Genomic DNA, 22,368 nt, shown 5'->3' with positions numbered 1-22,368 from the left:
ATAAATCTTACGAAAGCTGAATGTCATTAAATGAACAATTCGTTTTTCTTCCTTTCGCAACAAAACGGGGCAAGAAATGCAGTCAATTGGTTTAGACGCTCGCCAATCCCTCTTGCATGGGCAAGACAAACGGAAACACAACGCATGCAGCCGATACAGTTTCTTATGCAATACTTACGATTCGACGTCTCATAGTTCCGAGTATATGAGTTCACCATTGATACGCTCGGATTTCATGACGAAGATTCTTTCTACCTTTATAGAGACTTCGGGAACCTCTATGTCAGTTATGATTTGTGTGGGATGTTGAACCAAGGAAATATGTGGGGAAAAAGCCAGGGAACTATAAGATATGCCATTTGCAGAGAGACGTTCGCGCAGCTTATTGGCAATAGTTGTGATTGGTTCGCTCTCCTTTATCCCACACCAGATAACCCCGTTTTTTGTAGAAAATGTTCCAAGTTTGCCTAAGGTCATGGTGAAAGGTTCAAACTCCACTTCGCTCACGGCTTTGTGAATTTCAGGCAGTACATCCATGGACTTTGTCTTTTGGCATTTCTCTTTGGCAGAATCAAAGCAAGCTTTATTCTGCTCCTTTGGCTTAACGAAAACGCTTTCACCTATGAATGCAAGCGTCATGTGGAGATTACCATACGAACAATAGTTTCCTGCAACTCCTTTCGCCTTTAATGTCTGTTGTAAGGCGACAAGAGTCTTTTTTAACTCATCGTCGAAACGTATTGCTATGAATATGCGAGCCATGGAGAGTGTTCGGTTTTATTCTTCCTAACTATGTTGGACTTGAATACAAATTGTTATTTGTTGATGTAGTCCAAGATCTGCTCAGCATGGATTTTGGTTTTGATTTCCTTAGGAGTGAAGATTTTCTCGATAACGCCTTCTTCATTTACGAGGTAAGTGGTGCGGAGAATGCCGATGGTCTTTCTGCCACAAGCAACCTTCTCGCCCCAACAACCGAGTTCCTGCAATAAGGTGGTCTCTGTATCGGCAATAAGTGGAAACTGTAACCCTTGGGTGTCAGCAAACTTTTTCTGCAAGGCTTGTTTATCTTTGCTCACGCCGATAATCTCGTAACCGGCTGCCGCCAGCTCCGCCTTGTGCGACTGCAAGGAACAGGCTTCGGCGGTACATCCGCTGGTATTGGCTTTGGGGTAACTGTAAAGCACAATTTTGCGGCCACGATAGTCACTTGCCTTAATCTCACGTCCGTCTTGGTCTATACCAAGCACCTCCGGTATTTTGTCTCCGATAGTCATAATGGTATGTTTTTTTAGATTGTTATTTCTTGGCAATGGTAATACAAACGCCATTCGCCTGCAAAGATAAATATATTATTCATAACGACCAATCATATTTATGGATTTTTTTGATTATTGATAGTTATTATCTATCGTAATATAGATATATAAGTTTGTTTATCTATAAAAGATTGCCTATCTTTGCAACATCAAATCGAAAACAAATAAAAACAATAACGATATGGAAAAACTTTCAGACATCATCCAAAGTAGTCAGTTGACTCTGGTGGATTTTTACGCAACATGGTGCGGTCCTTGCAGAATGATGCACCCCGTATTGGAACAGCTCAAGAAAGAATTAGGCGACAGCATTCGCATCGTCAAAGTAGATGTGGATAAGAATGAAGCCGTTGCCATGCAGATGCGCATACAGTCGGTTCCTACGCTTATGATCTTCAAAGAAGGAGAGATGAAATGGCGGCAGAGTGGAGCCATGCCATCAAGCGAACTTAAACGAGTGATTGCACAATTTCAATAAAAAAATACTATTGACGATGACAGCAAACAAGAAAAAATATATTATAGTAGGAGGAGTGGCAGGAGGCGCGACTGCTGCAGCACGCATCCGACGTATGACGGAAGATGCAGAAATCATCCTTTTCGACAAAGGGGCATACATCTCCTATGCCAACTGTGGACTGCCCTATTATATAGGAGGCGTGATTGATGAGCGCGACCGTTTGTTTGTACAGACTCCCGAAGCGTTCGGCAAACGTTTCAATATCGACGTACGTACGCTGAGCGAGGTAACGGCTATTGATACTGCTGCAAAGCAGGTTACCGTACATACAGCGGATGGAAAAGACTATACCGAAACATACGACAAACTATTGCTCTCTCCTGGAGCGTCGCCCGTTGTACCACCTTTGCAAGGTATAGACAGTGAAGGCATCTTCACTTTGAGAAATGTCAACGATACCGACCGTATCAAGGCGTATATGAACAGTCATCAAGTGAAGCGTGCTGTTATTGTAGGAGGTGGATTTATCGGACTGGAGATGGCGGAAAACCTGAACCATGCAGGTGCCCAAGTGGCGGTAGTGGAAATGGCTGATCAGGTGATGTCACCTATTGACTATTCCATGGCGTCGCTGGTACATGATCACTTACAACAACAGAATGTGAAACTATATCTGAAACAGGCCGTTGAAGGATTCTCGCGTGAGGGTGAAGAACTGACGGTACATTTCAAGTCTGGCATTCGCCTCAAGGCTGATATGGTGCTCTTGAGCATCGGCGTGCGTGCAGAAACACGTCTGGCTCAAGCTGCTGGATTGAGGTTGGGTGAAATGCGGGGTATCTGGGTAGATGAATACCTTCAGACTTCTGACGAGAATATCTATGCCGTGGGTGACGCCATAGAGTTTCCACATCCTATTACCGGTAAGCCATGGCTTAACTTCCTTGCAGGACCTGCCAACCGTCAGGCGCGTATTGTTGCAGACAATATGGTTTTGGGTAATAAAGAGAAATATGAAGGGGCTATAGGAACTGCCATCGCCAAAGTATTCGATCTTACCGTCGCATTAACCGGCCTTCCTGCCAAACGACTCAAACAGATGGATATTCCCTATCTCTCTGCCACCATTCATAATGGTGCACATGCCGGTTATTATCCAGGCAGTCTGCAGATGGATATCAAAATTACCTTCTCTCCTGAAAATGGAAAACTCTATGGTGCTCAGATTGTTGGGTATGATGGCGTGGATAAGCGCATCGACGAATATGCAATGGCTATCAAGAATGGGGCGACCGTGAGAGACCTCACCCGCTTAGAGCATGCTTACGCTCCGCCATTCTCGTCGGCAAAAGATCCTGTTGCCATTTCTGGCTATGTAGCTGGTAATATTCTGACCGATAAAATGACGCCGCTCTATTGGCGCGAGTTGAAAGAGGCAGACATCACCAAGGTGACATTAGTTGACGTGCGTACTCCAGACGAGTATGCGCTGGGAACAATCTCCGGAGCCGTCAATATTCCTTTGGACGATATGAGAGAAAGACTCTCTGAAATTCCTAACGACCGACCTGTATGGTTGTTCTGTGGGGTAGGATTACGCGGTTATCTGGCTTCCAATATCCTTAAGGCTAATGGTTATAAGGTTGTTCGCAATCTGATAGGCGGTCTGAAAACCTATAAGGCAGCAACAGCAACAATCGAAACGCCAGATGGCTTTGATGAAACAGACAAGATGAGCTCTGAAATAGCAGAAGGGCAAACAGAGAACTCATCGTGCGCTGCCGGTTCTTCCGTTGTCAAGGTTGACGCGTGCGGTATTCAATGTCCGGGACCCATCATGAAGATGAAGCAGGCGATGGACGGGCTGAATGCCGGTCAACAGTTGGAGGTACGTGCCACGGACGCCGCCTTTCCACGTGATGCCGAGGCATGGTGTCGTACAACAGGCAATAAATTTTTGGGTAAGAGGTCTGAATCCGGTGTCTATATAGCCATAATAGAAAAGACCACTCCCTGTGCAATAGAAGCCAGCAGACCGCATCCCCATGATATGGGCAAGACCTTGATCCTGTTTAGCGATGACTTAGATAAAACGCTCGCCACGTTTGTACTTGCCAATGGCGCAGCAGCTACAGGAAAGAAGGTGAGTATCTTTTTTACCTTTTGGGGACTTAACGCCATCAAAAAAGCCCATAAGCCTCGGGTGAAGAAGGACATCTTCGGTCGGATGTTTGGTTGGATGCTGCCTAACGACTCCTCCAAGTTGGCGCTGTCGAAAATGAACATGATGGGCATAGGTGCCAAGATGATGCGCTATCTGATGGAAAAGAAAGGTGTCGATTCGCTGGAGTCGCTTCGGCAGCAAGCCATCGACAACGGTGTGGAGTTTATTGCCTGTCAGATGTCGATGGACGTCATGGGGGTGAACCGTGAGGAATTGCTCGACAATGTCACCATAGGAGGCGTTGCCAGTTATATGGAACGAGCCGACCAAGCCAATGTAAACCTCTTTATATGACAGAACGATGAACATACAACAGCTTAGATATATCATAGCCGTCAACCGCTTTCGCAATTTTGCGAAGGCGGCTGAGTCGTGTCATGTGTCGCAGCCTACGCTAAGTGCTATGCTTCAGAAACTTGAAGAGGAACTGGATATCCGCATCTTTCAACGTTCCAACAAGTCTGTAGCTCCTACAACTGCCGGAGCAAAGATTATCCAACAGGCAGAAAAAGCACTCATGGAAGTTGAACGCATAGGAGAAATCATCAACGAAGACAAGGGGACGATAGGGGGAAGATTTGCTCTTGCTGTAGGCCCTACCATAGCCCCGTATATCCTGCCCCAATTCATCAAACACTATCGGGAACTGTTTCCCGCTGTAGAATTGTCGATTCAGGAAATGAAGGCGAATTTCATGGTAGAATCGCTTTTACGAGGCGAACTGGATGCCGGTATCGCTATTTCGGACAATGGGTGTGAAGGAATCCTTGAAATACCTCTCTATACCGAGAAATTCATGGTCTATCTTGCCGAAAGTTGCTGGCGGAAACTGCCGGTTTTCAAACCCGAAAATCTGGAACACGAGAACATGTGGATCATGAAGGATGCACAATGTTTGCGTGACAGCGCTTTCTCCTTCTGCAAGGCCCGAAACAAGGGCAATCATATCTATGAAGCAGGCAGCATCACCACGTTGGTACATATCGTGGATGCGAATGGAGGATTCACCATCATTCCAGAGATGCATCTGCCGCTTCTTACCGAGCAGCAGCGTAAGAATGTGCGCCCGATAGAAGGCAACTGTCTCTCCCAACGGCGTGTTTCTTTGTATGTCAAAGAAGACTATATCCGCGAGCAAATGCTCAATACCGTTACAGATGCTCTGATGGAATTCATGCCCAAGGGAATGCTCAGCGAGAGAATAGCGAAGTATGGTATAAGACTGTGATTAAAAAGTCTGATCTAAAAAAAATACTCCAAGAATCCACAGCAGCGATTCTTGGAGTATGACCGTTATGCTGACGATGAAAAAGCATCCTAAACTTCAGGTTTCTTCATCTCGCCCTTTTCGTTTACAGCCTCTATGAGTTTCACAGCATCAACATATTGTGCCATGCCCTCAGCCACACGTTTTGCATCGCGCATGGCGAGAACAACAGTTGAAGGGCGGTTTACCACGTCGCCACCGGCAAACACCCCTTTGCGGGTAGTCATGCCATACGGTTTTTCACGAGTCAGGACGTAGCCGCGTTCATCTACGTCGATACCCGTCGTGGTAGATACAATTCTACTTGCAGGGGCAGAGCCAACCGCCATGATGACGAAATCGGCCTTCTCAGTGCGGCGCTCGCCATTGGATTCGATAACCACCTCGTTGAGCGTTCCATTATCATCGTGAATCTCCACGATGCTCGATTGCCAACTGAATTTTACACCTTCTGCCACGGCATCCTCATACTCCGAGCGGAGTGCACTCATCTCGTTGACGGTACGGTGATAAACCACTTCCACGTGGCTCGCTCCTATGCGTACTGCCGTTCTGGCAGCATCCATGGCAGTATTTCCACAACCTATCACAAATACGCGGTTGCCTTCATGCACCACCACTTCCTCTCGGCTAAGGTTGCCCTCGTTGTAGAGGCTGACGCGCCGCAAAAACCATATAGCCTGGCGCACGCCCTTAAGATTGCTGCCTGGGATGTGGAGTTTCTTAGGCACGCCCGTTCCTGTGCCCATGAAAATGGCATCATAGCCCATTTCAAAGAGTTTCTCGATGGTCAGATCACCCTTGCCTACGGTGGTGTTGCAATGGAACACCACCCCCAGCTCTTCTATCTTCTTAATCTCACGGCGTACGATTTCCTTGGGCAGGCGATATTCAGGAATGCCAAACATCAGTACCCCTCCCGGTTCTGGTTCCATCTCAAAAATTTCAACATTGAAGCCCTGTCGGGCCATGTCGCCGGCAATGGTCAGTCCGGCAGGGCCAGAACCGATAACGGCTATCTTACCTCTCGTCTTTGGCAATAGGTTCTCGCGGATAAGACTCATATTGCCGTCGAAGTCGGCAATAAACCTCTCCAGTTTGCCCACGCGAATGCCTTCGCCCCTCTTGTTGAGCACACAGTGTCCTTCACATTGCTTTTCGTGAGGACAGACCCGACCGCAAACGGAAGGCAGATTACTCTTGTTGTTGATGATGTTCATGGCATTGCCGAGGTTACCCATCGACAACTCGTGAATCCAGTCAGGAATATCATGACTTATAGGACATCCTTTCTTGCATTGAGGCACTTTGCAATGCAGGCAGCGTTTAGCCTCGTTGATAGCCTCAAGCATGGTGTAGCCCTCGTTAACTTCTTGAAATGATTTGTTTTCTGTTTCCATATTTTCGTTTGTTTCTTCTGTCGCAACAGAGAACTGTGCAAACTTTCTGCAAAGATAATGTATTTTTTTCAAGTTCTACACAGTCACGTGCTTTTTTAGCCTTCTATGACCAGTTTTTCTGAGCGCTAAGCCTGAATCTCGGTAAATCTTGGGAAGGTGCGTCCGACAGGCGTCTGTGCTCCATCTCCAACAACATGCGCTTTGCTTCCAGGCCTCCTGCAAATCCTGTCAGGCAGTGGTTGCTGCCTATGACGCGATGGCAGGGGATGAGGATGCTGATGCCGTTTGCCCCAATAGCCCCTGCCACGGCTCTGACGGCTTGGGGACGCCCGACGGTTTGCGCAATATCCTTGTAACTCCTTGTTTCTCCGTAGGGGATGCGGAGTAATGCGCTCCATACGCGATGTTGAAAGTCTGTGCCTATGGGACGCAACGGGATGTCGAAGGTCTGGCGACGGCCTGCAAAATATTCATCGAGTTGCTTTTTGGTCTCTTCCAAGACCGAGGTGGCTTCTGTCTTGATAGAGGCATCCACACTCCCTGTTAGCCGACGCAGGTTGCGCTCGGCACAAGGATTCGCGTTCCAGTCGCAAAGGCACAGTTCGCCTGCCATGGATGCCAAGACGAGTTTACCGCATGGCGAGTTGTAATATTGGATGCTGATCAGCGGCATGTATTCCCGTTATTTTATTCAAGTTTCGCAACTGATGGAATTGATTGAAGTTAAAGAACGTTTTCGTTAAGCCAGATGAGCAGACCCGAGCTCGTTCGAGGTCTGCCATGGCGAGAAAATGTGCCATAAAATGGAACGTTTTCGTTAAGCCAAATGAGCAGAATAAAGCTCGCTTTAATTCTGTCATGGCGAGAAAAGGTGCCATAAAATGGAAGTTATCACTCCCTACGGTCGTTCGGGAAGTTAAGAGACAATAGCCTTTTGCCGTAAGACGTAGGACATTTGTCCCTTAACTTCTCTCTAACTTCCCTAACTTCCCTTAACTTCCCCACACGTTTCGCAAACAGCCGTATTCGTCGAGGATGGTGGAGATATGTTCTCGCTTTGCTATCCCATCACAACATCAAGCACCATCATCAGTACGAAACCGATGGCGAAGCCAATGGTGCTGCGGTTGCTATGCTCGCCGTGGGACGCCTCTGGAATCAGTTCTTCCACTACCACATAGACCATGGCTCCTGCTGCAAAAGCAAGCATATAGGGTAGGGCAGGCATGATGAGTGAGGCAAGCAACAGAACGGCAACGGCTCCAACCGGCTCGACCACTCCACTAAGCGAACCTAACATAAACGACTTCCATCGGCTGTTGCCTGCCGCTCGCATAGGCATAGAGATGATGGCGCCTTCAGGGATGTTTTGAATGGCAATACCTATTGCCATGGAAACAGCGCCAGCTAAGGAAATATGGGCGGAACTGTTTTCTGCACCTGCAAACACCACACCCACAGCCATTCCTTCAGGCAGGTTATGGATGGTTACGGCAAGGGCAAGCATGATTGTCTTTGACAAGTGTGACTTGATACCCTCAGGCTTGTCGGTACCGAGGTGTTGGTGTGGCGTCAGTTCGTCGATAAGTAGCAAGAAACCGATACCCATTAGAAATCCCACGGCAGCAGGCACTACCGACCATTTGCCACAGCCTGCCTCCATATCCATAGCTGGGATGAGTAAAGACCATACGGAAGCAGCTACCATTACGCCAGAGGCAAAGCCCAACAGCGACTTTTGCAGTCGTTCAGACATTTCGTCTTTCATAAAGAATACGAATGCCGAACCGACCATTGTTCCTAATAGCGGAATCAGCAGTCCTATGATTATTGTTATTGTCATTTCTGTCATCATCTTCGTTTGTTTTTATTTCCGATCGTGTCGGGATGTGTTCGGGATTTTCCTTTCGTCATCTTGACATCAAAAGTTTGAATTCACTTGGCAGCATTTCAATAAGTGGGGAAAATAACCACTTTCTCATGTCATGACTTGCTTGATCAGACTATTTCTGTTGCAGCAGAATGGCGCCTATAGTTCGATGACCTGCGAAGAGCGAGGTTGTATTTCTACAGTTTTGTTGCCAAGACCATTCAGATTGAGTTTGAGCACACGAGGTAATGCATTCACCACCTTGAGCCATGTCTTGCCCGTCTTTGAATCCTTCACCACGCTTGTACCGACGTAGCGTTTCAAGGCTGCTGGCAGATTCAGTTCCGAAGCGATATACGTATCGCCGGCATGCTGTCCGACGTCTATCCACCGGTCATCATCGGTGAGATAAGCCAGGTGTAAGCCTTGATTTGCTGCAGGAGAATAAACAAAGATTTGGCAAATAGAATCCTGATTCACGATTTTATACGCAGGTTCATCCTGATCCATGGGGGATCCGCTCATATCCATTGCGGTCAGCAAGGCTATCCAGGAGAGTAGGTGCTTAGGTTTCATCATATCTTGGGTCTGTTGTCTATTAAGTATATCAAGTTCGTTTGCATGTTCCGTCAGGCTGGAACTTGTTTTCTGCTTTGCAAAGATAAGTAATTATTATGAATTGTGCAACATCAAAGCATAAGAAATCACTCCCTACGGTCGTTCGGGAAGTTAAGAGACAATAGCCTTTTGTCGTAAGACGTAGGACATTTGTCCCTTAACTTCTCTCTAACTTCCCTAACTTCCCTTAACTTCCCCACATGCGAAAGTTCAGTAACATATTTGTGGTATAAAAATGTGTTTTATTGCTATCCAATAATAATTCCTTTAAAAATATAGGATTTCTCAATATTTTTTTGTAATATTGCAACTCCAAACAACTTAAAAACAATGACTACGAAACGAATCTTTATTACAATGGCAGCTTTCATCGTATGTATGAAACTGCTGGCACAGTCTCCAGTAGGTTTTTATCCTAAGGAGAATGCTCACAACATCAACATCGACACACATCTCATTATTGAGTTTGACCAACCGGTAAAGGCGGGCACAAAGGGGATTGTCACGGTGTTTGACAAAACCACTAACAAGGTGGTCGATAAAATCGACATGTCCCTTCCGGCAGGGCCAACAGAAGGACAGCCTGTTAATCCTCATGCAACATATACTCCTGTACCTTATATTTATAAGTCGGAGCATATTACCAATCGTAACACACGTCCGGGCACTCCATCGGGTGCTGCCAAAGAAGATAAGCGCAAGTATCAGAAGACGATTATCGGCGGATTCTCTGATGCCTTCCACTTCTATCCTGTTATCTGTCATGGTAATAAGGCTACTGTTTATCTACACAACAATATGTTGGATTACGGACATGAGTATGAAATTAAGATAGGCAAGGGAGTCATCGAGGGATGGAATGGCAAGAAATCATGGAAGTTTACTACCAAGGCAAAGGCTCCTTCAACAGATAAATCTCAGGTGGTGGTGGCTGCTGATGGAAGCGGAGATTTCTCCACTCTGCAGGGTGCCATGGATTGGATGCCAGACTCGTTGCCCTCGGAAGCGAGTAGGAAAACTGTTTTTGTGAAGAATGGCGACTATGAAGAACTGGTGTATTTCCGTAATAAGCGGTTTGTGACCATTCAAGGTGAATCTATGGATGAGGTTGTGGTGCATTATCCCAATAACGAGGTTTTCAATCCTCATCCTGTTGACATCAAAACCAACGAGGTGAAGGGTACATTCCCCTCACGTCGTGCTGCGGTAGCTGCTGACAATTGCGCTGATATGATTTTCAAGAACATCACCTTCAAGACCGATTGTAAGGGACAGGCTGAGGGGTTCCTGCTCAATGGTGAGAGAAACTTTTCTGAGAACGTACATATTATTGGCGACGGGGATGCTCTTCAAGCGAACGGATCGGCCTACTGGCTCAACTGCATCATAGATGGAGGAGGAGATACGGTCTTAGGCAGAGGTCCGTCATACTTCAATCATTGTACCATTTCCACTCATGGCCCCTTCATGTGGATAAGAAATACGGCCGAAAACCATGGTAACATCTTCAACGACTGTACCTTTAAGGGATTGGGGGAGAATGCTGTGATCGCTCGTCTGCCACACAACCATGGAAAGCCCTATCCTCATTCTGAATGTGTGTTGCTCAACTGCACGTTGGACGGTGTGCCTGCCATAGGCTTTGAACCTGTGGCTGAACCTACGGTCACCCTGTTGGAATTCAACAGCCATGACAAGGATGGTAAGGCTATAGATGTCAGCCGGAGACACCAGTATGTTCGCCAGCTTGATGCCATCAAGGATGCTGAGCTGATAGGAAAATACGCTGATGCAAGGTGGGTGCTGAACTGGTAGGCTAAAATAAGAGAATACCTATTACAACTTTCGCAAGCTGATTTTTGTTCACTTGCGAAAGTTATTCCAGAAACTTTTTGTAAATTTGCGCCAAATAACAAGTGATTATGAGTCCAGTATTCCGACGCGAAAGCGAATATAAGTTCAAGGAATATCCCGATGTATGGGAATATATAAAGCGACAGAACAATTCTATTCACATGTCAGAGTTCAAGCCTAATGAGGCTGCCGAGGAGCAGGCCAATATCCTCATACAGGGAACTCTGAAAAAGTATCATCGCCATTAAGTAGGAACACAATGAAAAAACTAAGCAAAGAGTTTTGGAGAGGCTTATGGGTAACCGTCCTTGTTATGGGCTGCCTATTTGGTTGCACAGCCTACTATGCCCTGCAAGAGCGAAAACAAAAAGAAGAATTTCGCCGTTGGGATAATAAGCGCCGAGAGGCAATCCAGCGGGGGCTTGACTCTATTAGGCTACATAATGACAGCATAAGAAAATCTGTCAGCACCAAAAAGGGAAAAGGAGGAATTATCATTGGAACAGATGACGATGACCGAGACCCTTACGACGACCCTGATTTCGATGACCTGATACCAGGCGAGGAATACGACGAGGAATTTGTTGACCGTTCGCAGGGCGACCCAGAATTATACAATTAACATGCCTGGCTCTAAGTAATAAGAAGAATCTTGGTTTAATATTGTTCGTTCCGAGACAAATGTCCTATTCCGAGAGCAAACTGCCCAAGCTCAGACATACTGTCAATTTCTATGAAGTTAGAACGAACAGAAGAATGTAACCAAGAATGGCACGGAGAAATCTACACAGAAGCCATGGAAGATGGACACGATGATGAAACTCTCACCCGAATAACGGGTAATGATGGGGAGGGTAGTGTCCATCGTGGTGGCACCACCTACGCTGATAGGTGCCAATCTTCCAAAATACTTCGCCAACAGTGGGGCACACAACAGGGTGAGAATCTCTCTGCTGATGTTGGCAAGCAAAGCGATGGTACCAAGTTCTGCCCCACGGTATTGGGTGATGAAGATGCTCGACAGAGAGTAGTAGCCGAATCCAGAACCTATCGCCAGACAGTCGGTAAGTTGACGATGCCCCAATAGGACAGATACTGCAGCGCATCCTGCCAACGTGCCCAGAATGGTCATGATGGGAAGCATCATCAAACGAGGATTGACCTCTTTGAAACTCTTCAGTACAGAAGTGTCGCAACCGATGCTGATGCCTACGCAGAACATCAGGCAGCAAAGGGCATAATAGCTGACGTCGCTATTTACAAAGCTGTCGGGAATCACGTCACACAATCCCACGATGATGCCGAGGACAAAGAAGCCTACGATAATCAGACTGCCTTTCATGCCTTGCCTCCTTCCTGTTCAACCGATGTTTTGCCTTTCTGTTTGGCTGTTACATATCTCCATAATGCCCAAGCAAAGATTGCACTGCCGATACTGCCGCCCAGCGTTAATACGATGGCTTCGAGACCCAGCGTCTGGAGACCATTGACGATACTTGGATTCGATCCTACTTCGATGCCGAGGAGGAATAGGAGTACCCAAATAAGTGCCGTGATGATACGGCCGATAAAACTCATTTTCTGGTTGCGGAGCAGGTAACCCGTACCTATTCCGCATAGCATAATCATTACAATCTTGAGCATTGTTTTCTCGTTTTACTTATCCATTATTTCTTTTTAATCTCATAACCTATTGGATTGATGACAACGCTATTCGTAGTCTAACGCTTACTGCCTAAAATCCTGCTTCTGACACATTTCACCGCTGGCTTGTAGAAAGTCATGTCCATGCTCTCTATGGTGCGCATAAACTCTCCCATCAGTTCTGGATAGAACTTACACATCCGATAGGCAATTTTCATGCAGAGAGATTGAATACCGGGAAACTCATCAGGATTGACCATGTGGGCTAAGCAGAAGTCAAGGAAGTCGGTGCGAAGATCATCCTCTTTCAGCTTCAAGCGCTCAATATGATGGAGCGACAGGCGACGGACAGAAGCGTTGTCGGTCTGCATTGCTAAATCTATGAGCGGGTGGAGTAGTGGTTGCAGCTGTGTGTGCTCCGCTTTGCTGGCCTTGGTCAGTCCCCAAAGTGCATTGCGAGCCACTTGATAGTCTTCGTGATTCATATAGGTGCGACAAAAGCCTATGAGGTCTCCCGATTGTTTCACCTCATTATATATGGCCAATGCCTCTCCTTCACTATACGCACCCTTTAGTCGTTCTTCCGTTATCATGGTGTCACGTTTTTTAGAATATGTGTTATTGTTCAAATAGATCATGGCAAAGTTACGAAAATATCTCGATAATTCGTGGAAAGAATCACGATTTTAACAGATTTACGTGGCAATAAAAAATCCGTGCACCCTGACTTTTGCTTTCAAAAACTGCAATACTGTAACTGTAACGCAAAAATGATTTATGGAAACTGTCAACTGTCAACTGTAACGCTTGAAATTGATGACACGGACCAACAGTCCCTATGGTGTCAGGAAATAATAATTTCTTGAAAGCTTGCTGGTTTCAGTCTTTTTTATTACTTTTGCAATCGTCTTGCTGTGGATGGCTGGCATGGTGATGCTGGTTGGGAAACTAAAGTCCATGGCTTGGCCTATCATAATTAAGAAAGACGTTCTCTACGTTTTCTTCTGACTCTTCGAAATTCGCAAAATTTAATATGGTGTTCAGAGGGAGACAGCAGTGGGCGTCTACCCACTGTGTATATACACATGGCATAGGTGTGCCCCTTCGTCAGGAGGGGTACGCTCTCTGCTATCATATATATACCTGTTAGGCGTAGGCATCTGTTGCTTCTTATTCTTGACACCATAGGACAGCGAATCCTCGAAGGGCAAGGGTAATGTAAGTAATAGATTCCCTGCGCCTTTCTTTTGATAGTAACCTATAAACTAACAAGATGTTTCTGCTTGGGGGAATGGCGGAAGTGCCAATAACCTAAGGAGATGCAGCGATATGAGCACTAAGTTTTTTAATAATACACCCGATAATTCCCTGTTCGAGAAGTTCAAGGGAATAGCCCACAATATGCTCGATTTTCATACCTTTCAGGCAGTGGTGGGCTATTTCAGAAGCTCTGGCTATTTCAAGCTTCGGGAGGAATTCACCCAGGTCAAGAAGATACAGATATTGGTGGGCATCAATATCGACAATATATTTCGAAAGCAGTCAAAACTCTTTTTCGGAAAGATAGACGAGGAGGAGATTCGCAAGGCTTATTCCCATGATTTCGTGGAGGAGGTGCACAATGCTGGCTACGACGAGCAGACCGAACGAGGCATCCTCCAGTTCTGCCAAGACATCATCGACAAGAAACTGGAGATTCGAATCCATCGCAGCAAGAACCTCCATGCCAAGTTTTACCTTCTCTTGCCCGAAGACCATAATCCTAACTCCGATGGTTGGGTTATCATGGGCTCGTCCAATCTCTCGGATTCGGGCATGGGAACTACGAACACCAATCGCTACGAACTGAACGTGGCGATGAAGGATTACGACGACGTGGATTACTGCAAGCATGAGTTTGAACAACTTTGGCAGGATGCAGTGCCTTTGGATATGAAAGACATTGAGCAGATGAAGGCGAAGACTCATCTCGGTGCATTGCCTACGCCATACGAAATCTATATGAAGGTATTGATTGACACCTTTGGCTCGCAAGTGGAGGACGATTTTACGATGGAGATGCCCGAAGGTGTGAGGGACATCCGCTATCAGCACGATGCCGTAATACAAGGTTATCAGATGCTGATGCAGCACAATGGATTCTTCCTCGCCGATGTGGTGGGCTTGGGAAAGACCATTGTCGCCACGATGATAGCCAAGCGATTCATCGAGGCAAATGGCAGATACACCAATGTCTTGGTGGTCTATCCGCCTGCCTTGGAGAAGAACTGGACGGAAACCTTCAAGCGCTTCGGCATCAAACGTTACGCCCAGTTTGTGAGCAATGGCAGTTTGAACAAGATTATTGCCGGCGAGGGCAACTTCCGTGAGAAAGGAGAGTACGACCTCGTCATCGTGGATGAGGCGCACAATTTCCGTGGGGCAACCGCTGGTAGGTACGATGATCTGCAACTCATCTGCAAGACTCCCCGTGTAAATAAGGGATTGGTGAAGGGACACCAGAAAAAGGTAATGCTGCTTTCGGCAACACCGCTCAACAACCGTCCTACCGACCTCTTGAATCTTCTCCTGCTCTTCCAAAACGCACGTTATTCTACTATCGAAGGCATTCAGAACTTGCCTGTGGCTTTCTCGCCTTGGATAGAGGAATACGACAAACTGATGCGTGAACGAAAGGCAGATAATGAGGGTAGACGAAATGCTGAGTTTGCCAAGCGAACCGACGACCTGTATGAGCAGATTAGGACGGAAGTGATTGACAAGGTGACCGTTCGCCGTACTCGAAACAATATCAAGAATGTGCCAGCCTATAAGAAAGACTTGGACGCCCAGCACATTGTCTTCCCGGACATTCTGCCTCCCAAGGAACTGGAGTATGAACTTAATGGTGGTTTGAACGACCTCTTCTATAGTACGATGGAGATTCTGACCGATACCCCGAATGTCGATAGCAATCCCGAAGGCAAGGGCTTGCACTATGCCCGTTATCGGGCCGTGGAATTCTTGCAGGGCTCGGCAAGGAAGAAATATCCTACTGCCCTCCATATTGCCACGATGCTGACGGGCATCTACCGAGTACACATGGTCAAGCGACTGGAGAGCAGCTTTTATGCCTTCCGTCGTTCACTCCATACCTTCCTGCGCATCACCGAGGATATGATCAAGATGTTTGAGCAGAACAAGGTGATTATCGCCCCCGCCATAGATGTAAAGGACAAGCAAGCCAAGGGCTGGGAGTTGGACCGCATTATTGAGTATGCCGTGGAGAAGGGATTGAAGGAGGAAGATACGGTGTTCAAAACTGAGGATTTCAACGACCGGTTCTTACAGATGCTTCATGAGGATGCCGAGAAATTGCGGTCGCTTTGCCATAAGTGGGATGCCGTGGGCGAAGACCCGAAGTTAGAACTTTTCATCAACAAGTTACAGCATGAGCTTTTCGGCAAGAAGATGAACCCGACAGGTAAGCTGGTCATCTTCTCGGAGAGCGTGGATACAGTGAACTATCTCACCGATCAGTTGAAGAAACGCTTGCAACGCTCAGATATCCTGGACGTTTGCGCCAGCAATCGCAACACCCGACAAGATACCATCCGCAGATGCTTCGATGCCAACTATTCCGAACAAAGCGACGAATATAACATCGTGATAACTTCCGATGTTCTTGCCGAGGGTGTCAACCTGCATCGTGCCAACGTCATCATCAATTACGATTCCCCATGGAACGCCACCAGATTGATGCAGCGCATCGGTCGTGTGAACCGTATCGGTTCGGTGGCAGATTGCATTTACAACTATATGTTTTATCCATCGGCGCAGGGCAACAAGGAAATACATCTTTACAGCAACGCCCTCATCAAATTGCAGGGCTTCCATTCCGCCTTTGGCGAGGATGCCCAGATATACTCTCGTGAGGAAATCGTGAAGGATTTTCAGATGTTCAATCCCGATATACAGGATGCGGTGGATAGAAATCTCAGACTATTGGAAGAGGCACGAGCGCTCTACCAGACCAACCGCAAACTCTACAACCGAATCAAGGCTTTGCCGATGAAGAGCCGTACGGTGAGAGAAATAGCCGATGTCTTGGCGATGCCGCATGAGGTAAAGTTTTCGGAAAAGGACTTGCAGCATTCCACTATTGTTTATCTCTCTTCCCCCAAGAAGGTGGAGTATTATTGGGTGAAGGCAACAGGTGAGGTCTTGTCTATCCCATTCTTGGATGCGATGGACATCCTGAAGGCAGGCTTCGACGAGAGTCCTGGCGACTTCATGAAGGTGATGGATTTCCATTACGAACAGGTGAAGCAAGCCTTGCAATCTTATCAAAAGGTGGCAAACAAGGTGGTGGATGCGGATAGCATGGCGAACCGCAAGAAGGAGAAGGCGACCAATGACGTGCTGAGTGCACTCAGAACACTCAATCGTTCGCTGAACTCGGTGTCTTCTTCTGATGTAGAGAAGAGTCTGGGGCAGATAGCCAAGTTGGAGAAGATTGTTGAGCTGGGTGTGTTCACGGGTCTTAACTCTGGCATCAATGGCTTCTATCGCTTTATCAAGAAGCAAAAGTCTTCTTCTGATGAAATCATAGCGCAGACCATCGCCAAGGTGGATGAGCTATATGAGCGATACAACATTCCGCTGGATACCGACGAAGAGGAAAACGAGGAAATTCTGGAACCTCAAATCGTGGTGTCGGAGACTTTCGTATAGTTTATATATCATTTCGTGTAATTTATTAAGGTGTGAAATCAGAAGAAAACAAAGACAATGATGGCTTATACAAAAGATAATTTGCAGCGACTCTTTCAGTCGAAGTTCAATCTGTCGAAGTGGCAGACGATGATGACGGAATTCTTTCGTGCCGACAAGGTGCGCATTCAGCCGGAGACTTTGGATGAGGATGCCGAGGAGCGAAAAGGGTATTTCTTGGGCAGTACGACCACCAAGGATGGTTATAAAATGGGATTCTTCTATTACGATATGAAAGATGGATCGGTGCTTCGTCGCAAGGTGGGGCTTCGCAATCTCATTCGCCCTTATCTTGGGTATGGCTTCGATGTTGCCTTGGCGGTATTTGATGATGGTATTAACTGGCGCTTGTCATTGATTTGTGATTTGAATGGTGATGCTGAGGCTACCAATGCCAAGCGGTTTACCTATGTTTTTGGTGACGAGAAGGCTTATTACAAAACTCCTGTTTCTCGATTCTTCGATTTGCAGAAGAGGGCAGATGAATATCTGGAGATCAAGAACGCCTTCTCCGTTGAGGCTCTTTCCGATGATTTCTTCGATGAGTATCGTAAGCAATATGCCGAGTTCGTGAAGTTCTTGACGGGTAAGGTATATGTCAAGAAGGGCAATAAGTGGGTGGAGCAGAAGGTTGGAGAGCCTGATGCCCAGTTCTTTACATCCTTTGGCGAGGACGAGAAAAAGGTGCGCGACTACATCAAGAAGATGATGGGTCGTATCGTGTTCCTTTACTTCTTGCAGAGTAAGGGATGGCTGGGTGGAAACCTGCACTACATGCACGACCTTTTCTACGGGGCGGACGATGCCGTGAAAGAAAACTTCTTGGACAAGGTGCTCGAACCGATGTTCTTTGGCTTGCTCAATACCAAGCCAGAGGACCGATCCACTGCGCCACTGGTGAATGGGGTGGGAGTGAAGTATATTCCTCATGCTGAGGCTATCCCATACTTGAATGGTGGACTTTTCCAACAGGAGCAGATAGACGAGGTGGATTCTCGCTTCCCTGCCGAGATGTTCAAGTCGCTTTTCGATTTCTTCGACAGCTACAATTTTACGATAGACGAGAACGACCCGAACGATGCCGAGGTGGGCGTTGACCCAGAGATGCTGGGCAAGATATTCGAGAACCTCTTGGAGGACAACAAGGATAAGGGTGCCTTTTATACGCCAAAGGAAATCGTGCGCTATATGTGTCAGGAGTCTTTGATTGCTTATCTTCAGACGGATATTGAGGACGAAGAAACCAAGAAAGGTATTGCCAACTTTGTGAAAAATAATGATGTGGAGAAGCTGGGCGGAGCATCTTCCAACCTCGCCATGTCCATCGACCAAAAACTGAAGGATGTGAAAATTTGCGACCCAGCCATCGGTTCGGGAGCCTTCCCTATGGGTTTGCTCCGAGAACTCTACAGTTGTCGCAAGGCAATAGAGGAATGGGATGATGATAATGCCGCCGACATCAAGCGTCACATCATTCAGAACAACATTTATGGTGTTGATATAGAGAAGGGAGCGGTAGATATCGCCCGCCTCCGCTTCTGGCTTGCGCTGATTATTGATGAGAAGGAACCTATGCCATTGCCAAACCTCGACTTCAAGATCATGCAGGGCAACTCGTTGCTGGAGAGCTTCATGGGAGTGGATTTGAACATGACTTCCAAGAAAGTGAAGACAGGCAAAGATACCAAGAAAACTCGTGGTGTCTTGTCGTTTGGCTTCGAGGAAACCGATGTTCAGAAGACCATTCAAGACTTAGTGAAATCATATTTTAGCATCACCGACCATACCTTGCGTGCCCAGCGTCGCAAGGAGATTGATAAGTATGTAAAAGATTACATCAAGGTTTGTGCCGAGGGAAATCATGAGGTGCAGGATGCCGTAGATAAGCTGGAGATTCCAAACGACCAGTTCTTCCTTTGGCATACATATTTTGCGGATGTATTCGAGCAGGGCGGATTTGATATTGTGATTGGTAATCCACCTTATATTAGTGCAGTAAACATGTCAAGGACTAAAGATGAAAAAGAAATATATAAAAAGCAATATCCAGAAGTTGTTGGTGCCTATGATATGTATATTTTATTTCTTTTGTTGGCATTAAAAATTACAACGAAAGTTTATTCTTTCATTATTCCAAATAAATTGTTGATAGCAGATTATGCTCAAAAGACACGAATTGCAATGCACCAAATGGGATGGAAGAATAGTGTTGATGTCTCAATATTTAATGTTTTCAAAAATGCTGGGGTCTATCCAATTATAATTTTAGGACATAAACATGGAGATGAAAAATACTCACAGTATTTGTTGGAGGATTATTCTGATTTGCTAAAACGGCAATATGTGGAATATGATGAAATTCAGACTTCTCTTACAATAAAGGATTGTGGTTTGAAAGTTTGTTCTGGGGCAACAGGATTCCAAGCGCAAATTATAAAGAAGTATGTAGTTGATGGTGAAATGCCTAATACGATACCATTTACAGTAAGTGGAAATGTGGATAGATATTGCTATTCTAATTGTAGAGTGAAATATATGGGTGAAAAATACCATTTTGCTTATATAACTTATAACACGGAAATAGCACTAAGCAAATGGAATATGTGGCAAAATCCCAAAATAGTAATAGCGGGTATGACAAAACGTATTGAGGCTACTTATGTTGGAACTCCTTTGGCTTTAGGAGTGGGAGTATATGCTATAACAGATTTTTCTACATTTTTGCCATTTTATGTTCTTGGTATATTGAATTCTAAGTATACGACTTATTATCTTTGTACAAAGTTCAAAGATAAGCATCTAGCTGGTGGATATTTAGCAATAAATAAATCAACTATAGAGCAGTTGCCTATGATAGAATCAGAAAATCAACAGGAAATTGCAGACTTAGCAAAAAATATAACTGTCAAGAAACAGATTGATGTTTCTGCCGACACCACTTCATTGGAGAATCAAATCGACTTCCTCGTCTATCACCTCTATGGCTTGACCTATGATGAAGTGTTGATTGTTGACCCAGAGACTCCAATCTCTCGTGAGGAGTATGAGGCATATAATATAGAACAATAAAAGAAGCAAAATATGAGTAAAATATGAGTAAAATAGAAGAATTCTATCAATGAAAACAGGGGAACAGTCCCTGTTTCACTTGCCAACGATTAAATCCACAAAAGCCACTGTTGTTATGTGCGATTTAGCTTTTCAAAACTGTAATACTGTAACTGTAACGCAAAAAATCGTTTTCAAAAACTGTAATACTGTAAGCTGTAAGGATTGTAACGCAAAAATGTAGTCTGAAGTTAGAAGTCTGAAGTCTGAAGTCTGAAGTTTGAAGTCTGAAGTCTGAAGTCTGAAGTTTGAAGTCTGAGAGAGTGGTCTTTATCATCCTACGAAAATCTTTCTCTGTGTTCTCCGTGTGGTCCGTGGATTTTTTTAGTTGCCTACGGCAAGAAATACATAATAGCTGGCATCTTCATCTATTATCTTGGAATAGAGATAGCGTTTCAGAACCATTGGATTGGTCAAATCCTCCCCAGTAATATCCTCATCCACATCAAAAGACACCATGATGATATTTTCCTTAGGTACACCTTGACTCACCAAATAGTCATGATAAACCTTTTTCAGAAGCCACGACTTTCCACATCGACGAGTACCCGTAATGATTTTTACCTCACCATTGTCTCGCCGATGAATCAGCTTTTGCAGATAAATCTGTCTATTTACATACGTTGCCATAATCCTCTATTCCGATTTTACTGCAAATTTACAATAAATTCCGAATAGGGTAATCGTTTTGGTAAGGCAAAGCCATTTTTATAACATTTATTAACCGAGCAAACACTGAAAATCAGATAAATAAAACAGGGACGGGAAACAGGGACAGTTCTGTTCCACTCAGTTCCCTTGTACTTCCTTTTTTTTGCTTTTCAAAAACTGTTATACTGTTATATTGTCACGCTTGTAACGCAGAAATTGTTTTCGGAAACTGTTAACTGTTATCTGTTATTTGTTATTTGTAACGCTTGGGAATGAATGGCGTTGTCCTGTGCGTACAATTTCACGGGTTTTACTTTTGTCCTTACAGGACGTTCTGTAAAATAATTGTACATACCCAAGGCGTTACCCTGGGCTATGAAAATATTGCCCCATTCGGGGCGTTAGTAGCCAAATAAGTAGTGGCGGTCTGGTAACACGACAAGCAAAGCGGATCCACGGAGCACACAGAGGACACGTGGCACAACCTTACGAAATTTTGGTGGTGCAAAGTTACGTATTACAACACGGAATTACGAATCCACGGAACACATGGAATTCCATACAATCAACGGCGGGCTGAAAGCCCAATGGCTTCCATAGCCCAGGGCAACGCCCTGAGGACATCATACAGCATATCTAACCACGTCCTGTAAGGACAAAAGTAAAAACCATGCGATATTTTTGCTTTCAAAAACTGTCAACTGTAACGCTTGAAACACAAAAAAATCGTTTTTGGAAACTGTCAACTGTCAAACTGTAACGCTTGCGATTGACATTGGTTTTGCTCTTATGGTGTCGGAAATGTACGATTATTTTGTCTATGCACAATATAAGAAAATGAAAATATGTTGTTAATATATTTGCCTAATTATGACACTCAAAGAATGAATCTTTATAAGACATACGCTTCCCTATAGCCTTGTCGAGAGTTCATCGAGTCTGTTGGCAAAGTCATGGTGACGTAGTCCGGTAATCGCGAATCTGTATGTGGTCATGATCAGGATTTTTTTGTGGGCTTTTTATTTTAGCGACAAAAGTAGTAAATAATTTCGAGACCACAAAAAGGAAATGGGAAGAATAGCGCTTGATTTCTCTATTTTGGATTAAATCTATACTGGTGAGCGATGAAAACTATTTACTTTATGACGAAAATAACAAATAACAGATAACAGATAACAGTTTCCGTAAAGCAAAAAAATAG

Annotated in this window: 18 protein-coding genes; 8 read left to right on the top strand and 10 right to left on the bottom strand. The window is 45.3% G+C overall.

What is annotated here, in order from left to right; translation table 11 throughout:
• Positions 1 to 189 precede the first annotated feature (189 nt).
• Entirely contained in the window at positions 190 to 762 is a 573-nt protein-coding gene (locus CIK96_RS11130; protein ID WP_094440612.1) for a 2'-5' RNA ligase family protein, read from the bottom strand.
• 53 nt (positions 763 to 815) lie between these two features.
• On the bottom strand, positions 816 to 1,277 hold the full coding sequence (locus CIK96_RS11125) for a peroxiredoxin (RefSeq protein ID WP_094390070.1): 462 nt from the start codon (positions 1,275 to 1,277) through the stop codon (positions 816 to 818).
• Positions 1,278 to 1,500: 223 nt separating this feature from the next.
• Here CIK96_RS11125 and trxA point away from each other — a divergent pair, with 223 nt between their 5' ends.
• From trxA to CIK96_RS11110, 3 genes are read left to right on the top strand one after another with little or no spacing between them, the layout of a single operon-like run.
• A complete protein-coding gene (trxA, locus tag CIK96_RS11120) occupies positions 1,501 to 1,797 on the top strand; it encodes a thioredoxin (RefSeq protein ID WP_094390050.1) in 297 nt (98 codons plus the stop codon).
• A gap of 16 nt (positions 1,798 to 1,813) precedes the next feature.
• On the top strand, positions 1,814 to 4,297 hold the full coding sequence (locus CIK96_RS11115) for an FAD-dependent oxidoreductase (protein WP_094440611.1): 2,484 nt from the start codon (positions 1,814 to 1,816) through the stop codon (positions 4,295 to 4,297).
• Positions 4,298 to 4,304: 7 nt separating this feature from the next.
• Positions 4,305 to 5,231, top strand: coding sequence for a LysR substrate-binding domain-containing protein (locus tag CIK96_RS11110; RefSeq protein ID WP_094390052.1), 927 nt, complete (start codon positions 4,305 to 4,307; stop codon positions 5,229 to 5,231).
• A gap of 89 nt (positions 5,232 to 5,320) precedes the next feature.
• Here the strand turns inward: CIK96_RS11110 and CIK96_RS11105 are convergent, their stop codons facing one another.
• The 4 genes from CIK96_RS11105 to CIK96_RS13385 form a co-directional block, all read right to left on the bottom strand.
• Positions 5,321 to 6,670 (bottom strand): NAD(P)-dependent oxidoreductase, encoded by a 1,350-nt coding sequence (locus tag CIK96_RS11105; RefSeq protein WP_094390053.1) that lies wholly within the window; start codon positions 6,668 to 6,670, stop codon positions 5,321 to 5,323.
• Between the two features lie 103 nt (positions 6,671 to 6,773).
• Positions 6,774 to 7,343 (bottom strand): methylated-DNA--[protein]-cysteine S-methyltransferase, encoded by a 570-nt coding sequence (locus tag CIK96_RS11100; RefSeq protein ID WP_094440610.1) that lies wholly within the window; start codon positions 7,341 to 7,343, stop codon positions 6,774 to 6,776.
• A 387-nt stretch (positions 7,344 to 7,730) separates the two neighbouring features.
• Positions 7,731 to 8,513 (bottom strand): ZIP family metal transporter, encoded by a 783-nt coding sequence (locus tag CIK96_RS11090; RefSeq protein WP_094440618.1) that lies wholly within the window; start codon positions 8,511 to 8,513, stop codon positions 7,731 to 7,733.
• Positions 8,514 to 8,699: 186 nt separating this feature from the next.
• Positions 8,700 to 9,119, bottom strand: coding sequence for a hypothetical protein (locus CIK96_RS13385; protein WP_216820947.1), 420 nt, complete (start codon positions 9,117 to 9,119; stop codon positions 8,700 to 8,702).
• Between the two features lie 369 nt (positions 9,120 to 9,488).
• Between CIK96_RS13385 and CIK96_RS11080 the strand changes: the two genes are divergently transcribed.
• The 3 genes from CIK96_RS11080 to CIK96_RS11070 all read left to right on the top strand — a co-directional run bounded on the left by CIK96_RS11080 (position 9,489) and on the right by CIK96_RS11070 (position 11,634).
• Positions 9,489 to 10,973: a pectinesterase family protein gene (locus tag CIK96_RS11080; RefSeq protein WP_094440608.1), complete on the top strand. Its 1,485-nt coding sequence runs from the start codon at positions 9,489 to 9,491 to the stop codon at positions 10,971 to 10,973.
• Positions 10,974 to 11,080: 107 nt separating this feature from the next.
• Entirely contained in the window at positions 11,081 to 11,260 is a 180-nt protein-coding gene (locus CIK96_RS11075) for a hypothetical protein (protein WP_094440607.1), read from the top strand.
• A gap of 11 nt (positions 11,261 to 11,271) precedes the next feature.
• Positions 11,272 to 11,634, top strand: coding sequence for a hypothetical protein (locus tag CIK96_RS11070; protein WP_094440606.1), 363 nt, complete (start codon positions 11,272 to 11,274; stop codon positions 11,632 to 11,634).
• A gap of 117 nt (positions 11,635 to 11,751) precedes the next feature.
• Here CIK96_RS11070 and CIK96_RS11065 read toward each other — a convergent pair whose 3' ends face one another.
• The 3 genes from CIK96_RS11065 to CIK96_RS11055 form a co-directional block, all read right to left on the bottom strand.
• Positions 11,752 to 12,354, bottom strand: coding sequence for a lysine exporter LysO family protein (locus CIK96_RS11065; RefSeq protein ID WP_094440605.1), 603 nt, complete (start codon positions 12,352 to 12,354; stop codon positions 11,752 to 11,754).
• A complete protein-coding gene (locus CIK96_RS11060) occupies positions 12,351 to 12,656 on the bottom strand; it encodes a LysO family transporter (protein WP_094390061.1) in 306 nt (101 codons plus the stop codon). The genes CIK96_RS11065 and CIK96_RS11060 overlap by 4 nt, the downstream gene beginning before the upstream one ends.
• A gap of 77 nt (positions 12,657 to 12,733) precedes the next feature.
• Positions 12,734 to 13,249: a hypothetical protein gene (locus tag CIK96_RS11055; RefSeq protein ID WP_094440617.1), complete on the bottom strand. Its 516-nt coding sequence runs from the start codon at positions 13,247 to 13,249 to the stop codon at positions 12,734 to 12,736.
• 736 nt (positions 13,250 to 13,985) lie between these two features.
• Between CIK96_RS11055 and CIK96_RS11050 the strand changes: the two genes are divergently transcribed.
• Together CIK96_RS11050 and CIK96_RS11045 are read left to right on the top strand one after the other, a co-directional pair.
• Complete coding sequence (locus tag CIK96_RS11050; RefSeq protein WP_094440604.1) at positions 13,986 to 17,369, top strand: helicase-related protein; 3,384 nt, start codon at positions 13,986 to 13,988, stop codon at positions 17,367 to 17,369.
• A gap of 57 nt (positions 17,370 to 17,426) precedes the next feature.
• Positions 17,427 to 20,477: an Eco57I restriction-modification methylase domain-containing protein gene (locus CIK96_RS11045; protein ID WP_094440603.1), complete on the top strand. Its 3,051-nt coding sequence runs from the start codon at positions 17,427 to 17,429 to the stop codon at positions 20,475 to 20,477.
• 363 nt (positions 20,478 to 20,840) lie between these two features.
• On the opposite strand, the gene CIK96_RS11040 is transcribed toward CIK96_RS11045, so the two are convergent.
• Positions 20,841 to 21,146, bottom strand: a complete 306-nt coding sequence (locus tag CIK96_RS11040; RefSeq protein ID WP_094440602.1) for an AAA family ATPase — start codon at positions 21,144 to 21,146, stop codon at positions 20,841 to 20,843.
• Positions 21,147 to 22,368 lie beyond the last annotated feature (1,222 nt).

It is taken from the genome of Prevotella sp. P4-98 (genome assembly GCF_002251405.1).
Lineage (GTDB): Bacteria > Bacteroidota > Bacteroidia > Bacteroidales > Bacteroidaceae > Prevotella.
Note: the sequence above shows the minus strand (reverse complement) of the source record. Positions and strands in the feature narration are given on the sequence as shown.

Coding starts and splice junctions, on each gene's coding strand:
- CIK96_RS11130 (WP_094440612.1), bottom strand. CDS start 762: ATGGCTCGCATATTCATAGCAATACGTTTCGACGATGAGTTAAAAAAG.
- trxA (WP_094390050.1), top strand. CDS start 1,501: ATGGAAAAACTTTCAGACATCATCCAAAGTAGTCAGTTGACTCTGGTG.
- CIK96_RS11050 (WP_094440604.1), top strand. CDS start 13,986: ATGAGCACTAAGTTTTTTAATAATACACCCGATAATTCCCTGTTCGAG.
- CIK96_RS11075 (WP_094440607.1), top strand. CDS start 11,081: ATGAGTCCAGTATTCCGACGCGAAAGCGAATATAAGTTCAAGGAATAT.
- CIK96_RS11105 (WP_094390053.1), bottom strand. CDS start 6,670: ATGGAAACAGAAAACAAATCATTTCAAGAAGTTAACGAGGGCTACACC.
- CIK96_RS11125 (WP_094390070.1), bottom strand. CDS start 1,277: ATGACTATCGGAGACAAAATACCGGAGGTGCTTGGTATAGACCAAGAC.
- CIK96_RS11070 (WP_094440606.1), top strand. CDS start 11,272: ATGAAAAAACTAAGCAAAGAGTTTTGGAGAGGCTTATGGGTAACCGTC.
- CIK96_RS11040 (WP_094440602.1), bottom strand. CDS start 21,146: ATGGCAACGTATGTAAATAGACAGATTTATCTGCAAAAGCTGATTCAT.
- CIK96_RS11055 (WP_094440617.1), bottom strand. CDS start 13,249: ATGATAACGGAAGAACGACTAAAGGGTGCGTATAGTGAAGGAGAGGCA.
- CIK96_RS11110 (WP_094390052.1), top strand. CDS start 4,305: ATGAACATACAACAGCTTAGATATATCATAGCCGTCAACCGCTTTCGC.
- CIK96_RS11115 (WP_094440611.1), top strand. CDS start 1,814: ATGACAGCAAACAAGAAAAAATATATTATAGTAGGAGGAGTGGCAGGA.
- CIK96_RS13385 (WP_216820947.1), bottom strand. CDS start 9,119: ATGATGAAACCTAAGCACCTACTCTCCTGGATAGCCTTGCTGACCGCA.
- CIK96_RS11065 (WP_094440605.1), bottom strand. CDS start 12,354: ATGAAAGGCAGTCTGATTATCGTAGGCTTCTTTGTCCTCGGCATCATC.
- CIK96_RS11080 (WP_094440608.1), top strand. CDS start 9,489: ATGACTACGAAACGAATCTTTATTACAATGGCAGCTTTCATCGTATGT.
- CIK96_RS11090 (WP_094440618.1), bottom strand. CDS start 8,513: ATGACAATAACAATAATCATAGGACTGCTGATTCCGCTATTAGGAACA.
- CIK96_RS11060 (WP_094390061.1), bottom strand. CDS start 12,656: ATGCTCAAGATTGTAATGATTATGCTATGCGGAATAGGTACGGGTTAC.
- CIK96_RS11100 (WP_094440610.1), bottom strand. CDS start 7,343: ATGCCGCTGATCAGCATCCAATATTACAACTCGCCATGCGGTAAACTC.
- CIK96_RS11045 (WP_094440603.1), top strand. CDS start 17,427: ATGATGGCTTATACAAAAGATAATTTGCAGCGACTCTTTCAGTCGAAG.